The following is an 11,545-nucleotide window of genomic DNA, read 5'->3' as shown; positions in this document are numbered from 1 at the left end:
TCTCCTTTTTATGAAGCGAGTGAGTCGAAGGGACTTTTCCATCCCAACAGGCGTGAAATATCCCTGGCGCAGGCAATCGCTTTACCGGCCAGATAATCACGGTTCTCTTCGTTAATTTGCAGACGAGTGCCGACCACTGAAATCGCGGCGGTCAGTTCATTGTTAGCGTTAAAAACAGGCGCTGCGACGCAGCGAACATCGGGATAATCTTCGCCATTATCAAAGCTCCATCCACGCTGTCGAATACGCTCCAGCTCATCATTCAACTGCTGTGGCCTGGTGATAGTGGTCGGCGTTGCCTGTTCCCATATCAGCTGTTCAATAATGGCTTTTCGTGCGGCTGCCGGTTGCCAGGCCAGCAGGCATTTGCCAATACCCGAGCGATAGAGCGAAAGACTTTTCCCTTCGTGGGAGCGCACGCTGATAGTGGATGACGATTCCACTTTCAGAATGTAATACGCGCTTTCGTGGTCGATGATCCCGAGATGGCAAAGTAACCCTGTCTCATCCATCAGCTGTGTCAGCCGGGGACGCGCCAGTTCACGTAAATCCATCTTGCTCAGCGCATGCCCGGACAGCTCAACCAGCTTGGTCCACAGGCAGTAATTTTCCTGATGATCAATGCTGATAAAGCGCTGACGCTTCAGTTCGTTAAGTAACAGGTACGCGGTGCTTTTTGGAATACCCAGCGCCTCTATGATGGTGGCGGCGCTACATGGGCCGATACGCGCAATGAGATTGAGTATTTCGATCGCCCTGGTGAGCGCGGGAACTTTGCTTGATTCCAACATACTGGACTCCAGTCTGAGATACTGGAATCAGTGTGGTAGGTTAAGGGGGTTAAAATTGTGAAGCGCATCAAATCCTCTCGTTCTTCCAGCTGGCTGGAGAAAAAACGAGCATAATTGTGAACTAACGCACGGATTTTTTTACAGAGAGTACAACAGGTTGGACTGATAACGGGAAGGCCAGAATGCCTTCCCATAACAAGCGCGTGAGAGAGTGCAAGTCAGGAAGGCAGCGTCAGGGATTCAACCACTTCTATCCAACCGTGTTCGCTGGCAATATCCTGCCCGTTGAGCCAACGGCGCAGCATATTGAGCGCCATCATTGCACACACTTCCTGACGCACCGACAAACTATAACGATTAGCGTTCAGCCGTACGCGTAAGGCATGCGTTCCATCAGGCGTTGCCAGCGCAAAGTTAATATGTTCGTTTTCGAAAGCCGATACCGCCAACGCCAGCCCGGCATAATGGTTGCCGCGTCGTTCGGTTATCCAGTGTGCCGTTTGCGCCAGCGTTTCTTCCTGGGGCGGAACCACTTCGCTCGCCAACAGCGGAGCATTCGCGCGCGAAAGCTGCAGCGCCACCAGACCACCGGTGAATTGTTCGCTTAGCGTCAGGCTGTATTGCCGTTCCTGCAACGTGCGGGCGATTTGCGCGGGTAAACCTTCCGTACCTTCGAAAATCATATTCTGCCCGGCAACCCGCTTAACTTCTGGCCACAGCGCCAGCATCGCTTCCCGTTGGGAATCCGGCCCGGTCAGCTTTAGTTCGATAATCGGCATTGACGAGCGGTAGCCCATTGTCACTCCCGGAGGCAATTGCAGCGGATCCAGGCTCTGCGCCAGCTCGCTTTCAGAACGACCAAAGGTGGTTAATCGCAGGCATAGCGGGGGTTGAGACAGCGAAAAACGCTCACGCAAACGCGGCAGGATCTCATGCTCAACCATAACTTTAAATTCTGATGGCACTCCTGGGGTAAAGAACATCAGGCAGCGGTTAAGCTTCAGGGCAAACCCACACGCGGTTCCTACCGGATTATTGATGAATTCCGCGCTGGCAGGTAGCTCAGCCTGTTTGCGGTTACTCGGTGCCATCACGCGTCCACGATCGCGGAAATAACGCGCCATCTCGGCGAGCCATGCTTCATGCAGCACCAGCCCTTCACCTTTTGCCGTGGCCGCCGCCAGCGCGCTCAAATCATCGCTGGTTGGTCCCAGACCGCCGTTAACGATCAGTACATCGGCATGTTCGCTACGCTCACGCAAAACGGCGACCAAATCATCAAGATTGTCGCCTACCGTGTTGCGACGGGTTAGCGGTAACCCCTGATTAAAGAAAAAATCGGCCAGCCAGGCGGCATTCGTGTCGACGATTTGTCCGTGCAACACTTCATCCCCGGTGGATAGCATCTCCACGTTTAACATCGTGTTCTCCTGCTTTTATGATGAAAACACTATAACGCATGGAGGGGGGAAGGCGCGACTGAACGCCGCGCCGGAAAAATCAGAAACTCGCGTTAACCCCAACGTACGGGCCGTCAGCAATCGCGTTATCGCGGTTACCGTCTTTGCCTGCCAGGTTCAGGTAGCGATAACCGGCTTCAATGCTCAGCGGACGCATAATGGTCAGACGCGCACCTGCATTCGCTTCTTCATAGCTGTCGATACCGCTGGAAAGAGAATCGGGAGAGTAATAATACTCACCAAACAGGCGGAGGCTGTCGCCAATCGGCCACTGCAAACCGCCACCGACCGCCGCCGCGTAACCCTCGTCACCATCATTCGGGTTAGTATAAATGCCTTTCCCACCGACCGTTGCCAGCAGCGGACCGAGAGGAATATTCAGACCCAGTCCCAGACCGGCCGCATCGCCGTCGTCATCGTTATGCATCCAGTTACCGCTGACGGCCAGACCGGTGGTCTCAGTACCCATACCGAAACTCAGGTTGGTGTAGTCTTCGCCAGCCTGGCCGCTGATGCTAATCGCGCTCGCCGACGCGGAAACAAACAGCATTCCGGCAAAACCCAACATTAAACTTTTTTTCATTTTCTATCCTTTCCAGCAAGAATCAAAACATAGCCCCAAAACCGGTGAATTGTACTGTCAGATCACGAGGAATCAATGCACTAAAAAAGCGATGCAATAACATATTGTAAGCAAATACTACTCACAAGATTTAGATAAGGTTAAATTCTTGTAGCAATTACGCCACTGATGGCAGCAGAACGCCATTTTCTACAAACATCCTGTTTTCCCTGCCAAAGCGGCGTTATTCGTCGATGAAGCGTTTTTTCTACCGCCAGCAAAAGGTAAGATGCATGCACGATGGAATTTTCTATACCTCCCCCTACAAGGATTCGACTTATGCGCCAAAGAACAATTGTTTGCCCATTAATTCAAAACGATGGCTGTTATTTACTGTGCAAAATGGCTGACGACCGCGGTGTGTTCCCCGGTCAGTGGGCGCTTTCTGGCGGCGGCGTTGAACCGGGTGAACGTATTGAAGAAGCTTTGCGCCGTGAAGTAAGAGAAGAGCTGGGCGAACAACTGGTGTTATCAGATATTACGCCATGGACCTTCAGTGACGATGTTCGCACCAAAACGTACGCCGATGGCAGTCAGGAAGAGATTTATATGATTTATCTCATCTTCGATTGTGTGGCGGCTAATCGTGAAGTGAAGATTAATGAAGAATTCCAGGCATTCGCCTGGGTTAAAGCGGAAGATCTCGGCTCCTACGATTTAAATATCGCCACGCGTAAAACGTTAACCTTGAAAGGGTTACTGTAAATCATCATTTTAATAACGGCATATAATTAACATTCTTAATAGCGGCATTGCGCTCATCAGTCTGCAGATAACAGCAATGTCGCCCAAACTACTCAAGAACCTACATGATCTTTTTTTCATTAAGATAAATAAAAACACGCTATTCCTCTCTCTTTCCCAAACCTTAAACTCTTAAGGATAAATTAACCTTCCGTCATTACCCTTTGAAGCCTGATGAAATAATTAACGACGCCCCTGTTTATCACTAAAAATAAAACGTCGGTGGCGTTAAATGGCTTGAAGGAATAATGATGTCTGACTTTTTGCCTTTCTCTCGCCCGGCAATGGGGGCTGAAGAACTTGCTGCTGTGAAGACGGTTCTGGACTCTGGATGGATAACCACCGGCCCGAAAAATCAACAGCTGGAAGAAGCCTTCTGCCAGCTCACGGGAAATCAACACGCCGTCGCCGTCTGCTCCGCTACGGCAGGTATGCACATCACGCTGATGGCGCTGGACATCGGTGCAGGCGATGAGGTCATTACACCGTCAATGACGTGGGTTTCTACCCTCAACATGATTGTCCTGCTGGGTGCGACGCCAGTCATGATCGACGTCGACCGCGATACGCTCATGGTCACACCGGAGCAAATTGAGGCCGCCATCACCCCGCGAACCAAAGCCATTATTCCGGTACATTACGCAGGCGCCCCCGCCGACCTGGACGCGATTTATGCCATTGGCGAACGCTATGGCATTCCGATTATAGAAGATGCGGCCCACGCCGTAGGGACGTTGTATAAAGGTCGTCATGTCGGCGCGCGCGGCACGGCAATATTCTCGTTTCACGCCATCAAAAATATTACCTGCGCCGAAGGCGGGTTGATCGTTACCGACGACAGCCAGCTTGCCCAACGGCTTCGCAGCCTGAAGTTTCACGGTCTGGGCGTTGATGCCTTTGATCGACAAACCTATGGCCGGGCGCCGCAGGCCGAAGTTCTTGCGCCAGGGTACAAGTACAACCTCACGGATATCAACGCCGCCATTGCGTTGGTACAGCTAAATAAACTGGAACACCTGAACTCACGCCGGGCGCAAATTGCCCGCGAGTATCAACAGGCGCTGGCCGATACGCCATTCCAACCACTGAGTCTGCCCCAGTGGGCGCACGTTCACGCCTGGCACCTGTTCATCATTCGCGTTGACGAAGCCCGCTGCGGTCTGAGCAGAGATGCCTTAATGGAGACGTTAAAGGCCAAAAATATCGGCACCGGTCTGCATTTTCGTGCGGCCCATACGCAAAAATATTACCGCGAACGCTTCACTACCCTTTCGCTCCCTAATACAGAATGGAATAGCGCGCGCATTTGCTCACTGCCGTTATTCCCCGACATGACCGCCAATGACACCCAGCGGGTAATTACGGCACTTCGCGAGATTGCAGGACAATAACCATGTTTGAAGCAGCACCGATCAAAAAAGTCTCGGTGGTCATTCCCGTTTTTAATGAACAGGAAAGTTTGCCGGAGTTAATCAGACGCACCAGCGCTGCCTGCGAAAAATTGGGCAAAGACTATGAAATTTTGCTAATTGATGACGGCAGCAGCGACCATTCCGCACAGCTGATGATGGACGCTTCCCTGGCACCGAACAGTCATATTGTTTCTATTTTATTGAATCGCAATTACGGGCAACACTCGGCGATTATGGCCGGTTTCAGTCATGTCACCGGCGACGTGATCATCACACTGGATGCCGATTTGCAAAACCCGCCGGAGGAGATCCCACGGCTGGTCGCCACCGCAGATGAAGGCTTCGATGTGGTCGGCACGGTACGTCAGAACCGTCAGGACAGCGTATTTCGTAAGACCGCATCGCGAATGATTAACCATCTGATTCAGCGCACCACCGGTAAAGCGATGGGCGACTACGGTTGCATGTTACGCGCTTATCGCCGCCACATCGTCGATGCCATGCTGCATTGCCAGGAGCGCAGTACCTTTATCCCGATTCTGGCCAACATTTTTGCCCGGCGCGCTACGGAAATCCCGGTACACCATGCAGAGCGAGAATTTGGTGACTCCAAATACAGCTTTATGCGTCTGATCAACCTGATGTATGACCTGGTGACCTGTCTGACCACAACGCCACTTCGTATGTTGAGCCTGTTGGGCAGCGTAATCGCCGCCACTGGCTTTACCTTGTCTATCCTGCTTGTGGTTCTGCGTCTGACGCTCGGTCCACAGTGGGCCGCGGAAGGGGTATTCATGCTGTTTGCCGTCCTGTTTACCTTTATCGGCGCACAGTTTATTGGCATGGGTTTACTCGGCGAATATATCGGTCGCATCTATAACGATGTCCGCGCCCGCCCCCGCTATTTTGTTCAACACGTTATCCGCCCACAAACCACGCAGCCAACCGAGGAAAACCGCGCATGAAAGCCATCGTATTTGCCTATCACGATATGGGATGTCAGGGTGTCCAGGCTTTGTTGGATGCCGGTTATGAAATCGCTGCCATTTTTACGCACACCGATAATCCGGGCGAAAAAGCATTTTTTGGTTCGGTTTCCCGCCTTGCCGCCAGCGCCGGAATTCCGGTTTACGCCCCGGACGAGGTCAATCATCCCTTGTGGATTGAACGCATTAGCCAACTGGCGCCGGATGTTATCTTCTCGTTCTACTATCGTCATTTACTGAGTGATGAGATCCTCAGTCTTGCGCCTGCGGGAGCTTTTAATCTGCACGGTTCGTTGCTGCCGAAATACCGTGGTCGCGCGCCGCTGAACTGGGTATTGGTCAATGGCGAAACCGAAACCGGCGTCACGCTTCACCGCATGGTCAAACGCGCGGATGCTGGTGCCATTATTGCCCAGCAGCGCGTCGCTATTTCGCCAGATGACGTGGCGTTAACGCTGCACCATAAATTGTGTCAGGCTGCGCGTCACCTGCTGGAACAGGCACTGCCCGCGATTAAAACCGGGGATTATGCAGAACGCCCCCAACAGGAAGCAGATGCTACCTGTTTTGGTCGCCGTACACCGGAAGATAGCTTCCTCGACTGGAACACACCTGCCGCGGAGTTGCATAACCAGGTCCGCGCCGTCAGCGATCCGTGGCCGGGCGCATATAGCTATGTCGGCACACAAAAGTTCACCGTCTGGTCATCGCGCGTTTGCGTAAATAACTCAGCGGCCCAACCGGGTACCGTCATCTCCGTTTCTCCTTTGCTGATCGCCTGTGGCGATGGCGCCCTGGAAATTATTACCGGACAAGCTGGCGATGGTATTGCAATGCAAGGCTCGCAACTGGCTCAGGTTTTGGGCCTGGTACCAGGTTCTCGCCTGAACAGCCAGTCGGTTGCCACCAGCAAATGCCGCACCCGTGTGCTGATCCTCGGCGTTAATGGCTTCATTGGTAACCATCTGACCGAACGCCTGCTGCAAGAAGATCATTACGAAGTGTATGGGCTCGATATTGGCAGTGACGCCATTGGACGTTTTCTGCAGCATCCGCGATTCCACTTCGTCGAAGGCGACATCAGCATTCACTCCGAATGGATTGAATACCATGTTAAAAAATGCGACGTCGTGCTGCCGCTGGTGGCGATCGCAACGCCAATCGAATATACCCGCAACCCGTTGCGCGTATTTGAGCTCGATTTTGAAGAGAACCTGAAAATCATTCGCTACTGCGTGAAATACCGCAAGCGCATCATTTTCCCGTCAACGTCCGAAGTCTACGGCATGTGTACCGACAAAGTTTTCGATGAGGACAGCTCGAATCTGATCGTCGGTCCGGTGAATAAACCACGCTGGATCTACTCCGTTTCCAAGCAGTTGTTGGACCGCGTAATCTGGGCGTACGGCGAAAAAGAGGGATTGCGTTTCACCCTGTTCCGGCCATTTAACTGGATGGGACCGCGTCTGGACAGCCTTAACGCCGCGCGTATCGGCAGCTCACGCGCCATTACCCAACTGATCCTCAATCTGGTGGAGGGTTCACCGATTAAGCTGATTGAAGGCGGCAAGCAAAAACGCTGCTTTACCGACATTCGGGATGGTATCGAAGCCCTGTACCGCATCATTGAAAACGAAGGCGGACGCTGCGACGGTGAGATTATCAACATCGGTAATCCGCAGAACGAAGCGAGTATTCAGGAACTGGCAGAAATGCTGCTTACCTGCTTTGAAAAACATCCATTGCGTAACCACTTCCCGCCGTTTGCCGGTTTCCGTGACGTCGAAAGCAGCAGCTACTATGGTAAAGGTTATCAAGACGTTGAACATCGTAAGCCCAACATCCGCAATGCGAAACGCTGCCTGAACTGGGAGCCCACCATTGAGATGCAGGAAACGGTAGAAGAGACGCTGGACTTCTTCTTACGCAGTGTGAATATCACGGAACACACATCATGACCCAAGTCGGCTTGCGCATAGATGTCGATACTTTCAGGGGGACGCGCGAAGGCGTACCCCGCCTGCTGGAGACATTGAACCGACATAACGTGCGGGCAAGTTTTTTCTTTAGCGTTGGACCGGACAACATGGGACGCCACCTCTGGCGTCTTGTGAAACCACAATTTCTGTGGAAGATGCTGCGCTCAAACGCCGCATCACTTTACGGATGGGATATATTGCTGGCGGGAACCGCCTGGCCGGGAAAAGAGATCGGCCAGGCCAACGCGGCGATCATTGCGCAAACCGCCCTGATTCATGAAACCGGTTTGCATGCCTGGGATCACCATGCCTGGCAGGCGCGAAGCGGAAACTGGAATGATAAACAGCTGATTGATGATATTTCACGAGGCATCACGGCCCTTGAAACTCTTATCGGACAACCCGTCACTTGTTCTGCCGTTGCCGGATGGCGTGCCGACGATCGCGTCGTCCACGCCAAAGAAACGTTCCATCTGCGTTATAACAGCGACTGTCGGGGAACGTCGTTATTCCGTCCGGTGCTGACATCCGGGAAAACAGGTACGCCGCAAATTCCCGTCACGCTACCCACCTGGGATGAAGTGGTTGGTCAGGAAGTCCAGGCGGTGGACTTCAACGCTTACATTCTCTCCCACATCCAGATGAGCAGAGGAACACCGGTGTATACCATTCATGCGGAAGTTGAAGGCATCGCCTTTCAGCAGAATTTTGACGAGCTGCTTACTCGCGCCGCAGACATGGGGATAACATTTTGCCCGCTCGGCGACCTGTTACCGGACGATGTCAGTTCGCTGCCAACAGGGCAGATCGTGCGTGGCAAAATACCCGGCAGAGAGGGATGGGTCGGCCGCCAACAACCAGTGAGTGTGACAAGATGAAACTTACTGTCCGCTACACCCTGGCATTTATCGCTTTTATTGCGCTGTATTTTATTCTCCCCATCAACAGTCGCCTGCTGTGGCAGCCTGATGAAACGCGCTATGCCGAAATCAGTCGGGAAATGCTGACCTCTGGCGACGGGATCGTTCCGCACTTTTTAGGGCTGCGGTATTTTGAAAAACCAATTGCCGGATACTGGTTAAACAGCATCGGGCAATGGCTGTTTGGCGCCAATAATTTTGGCGTCAGAGCAGGAGCCATTTTTGCCACTTTGCTGACGGCGCTAATGGTAGCCTGGCTTGCCATGCGGTTGTGGCGGGATAAGCGCACCGCCGTACTCTCTTCGGTTATCTTTTTAACGTTTTTTTCGGTTTACAGCATCGGCACCTACGCGGTACTTGATCCCATCATTGCGCTCTGGCTAATGGCGGGCATGTGCTGCTTTTGGGAGGGGATGCAAGCCACCAGCAGAACGCGCAAAATTACCGCCTTTCTGCTGTTAGGGTTAACCTGCGGCATGGGCGTGATGACCAAGGGTTTCCTGGCACTCGCCGTTCCTGTACTCAGCGTACTGCCGTGGGTTTTCGTACAAAAGCGCTGGAAAGATCTCATTATCTACGGTCTGCTGGCAGTAGTCGGTTGCATCGTGACTGTGCTGCCTTGGGGAATAGCGATTGCCCGGCGTGAGCCGGATTTCTGGCATTACTTCTTCTGGGTTGAACATATTCAACGCTTCGCGCAGGAGGATGCCCAACATAAGGCCCCCGTCTGGTACTACATTCCGGTATTGGTGGCTGGCGCATTACCGTGGCTCGGGCTGCTCCCCGGCGCGCTGCGTACGGGCTGGCGTGAACGGGATGTTCCGCGCAGCGCACTGTACCTGCTAAGCTGGCTTATCATGCCAATTCTGTTTTTCAGCATCGCGAAAGGAAAACTGCCGACCTATATTCTTTCCTGCTTCGCGCCGCTGGCAATATTGACGGCGCGTTTCGGCCTGCAGGCCGCGGAAAAAGGCGCAACCGCGCTGCGCGTGAATGGCTGGATCAACGTTCTGTTCGGAGTGACCGGCATTGTCGCCACGTTTATTGTATCTACTCTGGGTCCATTAAAGACGCCGGTCTGGTCGCATATCGAAACCTATAAAGTGTTTTGTGCGTGGGGCATTTTTATCATCTGGACGCTCTTTGGCTGGTATACGCTAAATAACCGAGAGAAGAACTGGACGTTCGCAGCGCTGTGTCCATTAGGCCTGGCACTGTTGTTTGGTTTCTCCATTCCTGACCGGGTGATGGAATCTAAACAGCCACAATTTTTTGTCGAGATGACCAAAGAGTCGCTGGAGTCGAGCCGTTATATTCTCACCGACAGCGTTGGCGTCGCCGCGGGGCTGGCCTGGAGCCTGAAGCGTGACGACATCATAATGTACGGACAAACGGGCGAGTTAAAATATGGCCTTAACTACCCGGATGCCCAGGGGCGTTTTGTCGGTCGGGGGAACTTTGCCGAGTGGTTAGCGCAACATCGTCAGCAAGGAAACATTACGCTCGTGCTTTCAGTCGATAAGGATGAAGATATTAATCGACTTGCTATCCCTCCCGCTGACTATATCGATAATCAGGGGCGTCTGGTCCTGATTCAGTATCGGCCGAAATGATCTGGATAGCCTTAGTTCTCGCCAGTCTGCTCAGCGTCTGCGGTCAGTTATGTCAGAAGCAGGCGTCGCGACCCGTTCCCGTTCGAGCGCGAAAACGCCACATTACGCTATGGATTGGGCTTGCTCTGGCAAGTCTCGGTCTGGCCATGCTGCTATGGCTGGCGGTGCTGCAGAACATTCCGGTCGGCATCGCCTACCCCATGCTGAGTCTTAATTTTGTATGGGTGACTCTGGCTGCCTGGAAAATCTGGCGCGAACCCGTCACCCCGCGCCACTGGCTGGGAGTGGGGTTAATCATCACCGGCATCTTTATTCTTGGGAGTGCGGTGTAATGGGCATCTTTTGGGGATTATGCAGCGTTATTATCACTTCAGCCGCCCAGTTGAGTCTCGGCTTTGCGATGGATAATCTGCCGCCAATGCTGCAGCCGCAGCAATTCATTTCTGCCGTATTCTCTCTTAGCGTTGGCGCGTTTGCTCTGTATGCCGGACTGGCAGGGTATTTACTGTCGGTGATTTGCTGGCATAAAGCGCTGCACCAGCTCGCACTGAGCAAAGCGTATGCCCTGCTCAGCCTGAGCTATGTACTGGTGTGGGTTGCATCAATGATCCTGCCCGGCTGGCAGGGAATATTTTCAGCGAAAGCGCTCGCCGGTGTGCTGTGCATCATGGCAGGGCTACTGACGATTTTTTTACCTTCACACCAGCGCCAACCCTGAGATTATTTATCTTCAGACAGTCGTAACAGGCGTTCCCATTCGTCGCACATGTACTGTCTGGCATCAACTATTTTGATTAACCGTGAGGTATCGCGATTAATGCAATACAGTGCATCTTTCAGCGGTGAAAGGAGGTCTCCGGGCTTAACCCACTCGGAAGATTGCGCCTCAGCCAGCATCTTTAGCGAACCGCCGCTATCACAAAGTACGATATAGAGCCTGCCTGCTTTTTTGTGACAGCAAGACTTCTTCACATGCCATTCCATAGCGCACCTTTTGTTAAAAGATTTCACAACAGGT

At 52.8% G+C, this 11,545-nt stretch carries 12 protein-coding genes; 8 read left to right on the top strand and 4 right to left on the bottom strand.

Annotated elements, in window-relative coordinates:
- Positions 1–8 precede the first annotated feature (8 nt).
- The 3 genes from O6D90_RS07595 to O6D90_RS07585 form a co-directional block, all read right to left on the bottom strand.
- A complete protein-coding gene (locus O6D90_RS07595; protein ID WP_016153810.1) occupies positions 9–791 on the bottom strand; it encodes an IclR family transcriptional regulator in 783 nt (260 codons plus the stop codon).
- Between the two features lie 218 nt (positions 792–1,009).
- Positions 1,010–2,212: a nicotinamide mononucleotide deamidase-related protein YfaY gene (locus O6D90_RS07590; RefSeq protein WP_016153811.1), complete on the bottom strand. Its 1,203-nt coding sequence runs from the start codon at positions 2,210–2,212 to the stop codon at positions 1,010–1,012.
- Between the two features lie 79 nt (positions 2,213–2,291).
- Positions 2,292–2,834: a YfaZ family outer membrane protein gene (locus tag O6D90_RS07585; RefSeq protein ID WP_016157029.1), complete on the bottom strand. Its 543-nt coding sequence runs from the start codon at positions 2,832–2,834 to the stop codon at positions 2,292–2,294.
- 318 nt (positions 2,835–3,152) lie between these two features.
- Here O6D90_RS07585 and nudI point away from each other — a divergent pair, with 318 nt between their 5' ends.
- From nudI to arnF, 8 genes are all read left to right on the top strand, one after another.
- Positions 3,153–3,578, top strand: a complete 426-nt coding sequence (gene nudI, locus O6D90_RS07580; RefSeq protein WP_016153813.1) for a nucleoside triphosphatase NudI — start codon at positions 3,153–3,155, stop codon at positions 3,576–3,578.
- A gap of 290 nt (positions 3,579–3,868) precedes the next feature.
- Positions 3,869–5,008 carry a UDP-4-amino-4-deoxy-L-arabinose aminotransferase gene (arnB, locus tag O6D90_RS07575; RefSeq protein ID WP_016157030.1) on the top strand — a complete coding sequence of 380 codons (1,140 nt, stop codon included), beginning with the start codon at positions 3,869–3,871 and terminating at the stop codon, positions 5,006–5,008.
- Positions 5,009–5,010: 2 nt separating this feature from the next.
- Positions 5,011–5,994, top strand: coding sequence for an undecaprenyl-phosphate 4-deoxy-4-formamido-L-arabinose transferase (arnC, locus tag O6D90_RS07570; RefSeq protein ID WP_016157031.1), 984 nt, complete (start codon positions 5,011–5,013; stop codon positions 5,992–5,994).
- Positions 5,991–7,973, top strand: coding sequence for a bifunctional UDP-4-amino-4-deoxy-L-arabinose formyltransferase/UDP-glucuronic acid oxidase ArnA (gene arnA / locus O6D90_RS07565; RefSeq protein ID WP_016157032.1), 1,983 nt, complete (start codon positions 5,991–5,993; stop codon positions 7,971–7,973). Before arnC ends, arnA begins: the two co-directional genes overlap by 4 nt.
- Entirely contained in the window at positions 7,970–8,872 is a 903-nt protein-coding gene (gene arnD, locus O6D90_RS07560) for a 4-deoxy-4-formamido-L-arabinose-phosphoundecaprenol deformylase (protein WP_016157033.1), read from the top strand. Before arnA ends, arnD begins: the two co-directional genes overlap by 4 nt.
- Positions 8,869–10,527 carry a lipid IV(A) 4-amino-4-deoxy-L-arabinosyltransferase gene (gene arnT, locus O6D90_RS07555; RefSeq protein ID WP_016157034.1) on the top strand — a complete coding sequence of 553 codons (1,659 nt, stop codon included), beginning with the start codon at positions 8,869–8,871 and terminating at the stop codon, positions 10,525–10,527. The genes arnD and arnT overlap by 4 nt, the downstream gene beginning before the upstream one ends.
- Positions 10,524–10,859, top strand: coding sequence for a 4-amino-4-deoxy-L-arabinose-phosphoundecaprenol flippase subunit ArnE (arnE, locus tag O6D90_RS07550; protein ID WP_016153819.1), 336 nt, complete (start codon positions 10,524–10,526; stop codon positions 10,857–10,859). Before arnT ends, arnE begins: the two co-directional genes overlap by 4 nt.
- Positions 10,859–11,245 (top strand): 4-amino-4-deoxy-L-arabinose-phosphoundecaprenol flippase subunit ArnF, encoded by a 387-nt coding sequence (gene arnF / locus O6D90_RS07545; protein WP_016153820.1) that lies wholly within the window; start codon positions 10,859–10,861, stop codon positions 11,243–11,245. Before arnE ends, arnF begins: the two co-directional genes overlap by 1 nt.
- A gap of 2 nt (positions 11,246–11,247) precedes the next feature.
- Here the strand turns inward: arnF and pmrD are convergent, their stop codons facing one another.
- Positions 11,248–11,511, bottom strand: coding sequence for a signal transduction protein PmrD (pmrD, locus tag O6D90_RS07540; protein WP_016153821.1), 264 nt, complete (start codon positions 11,509–11,511; stop codon positions 11,248–11,250).
- Positions 11,512–11,545: the final 34 nt, after the last annotated feature.

It is taken from the genome of Citrobacter sp. 21OH12SH02A-Citro (genome assembly GCF_027919895.1).
Lineage (GTDB): Bacteria > Pseudomonadota > Gammaproteobacteria > Enterobacterales > Enterobacteriaceae > Citrobacter > Citrobacter braakii.
This window is presented reverse-complemented; position numbering and strand designations above follow the sequence as displayed.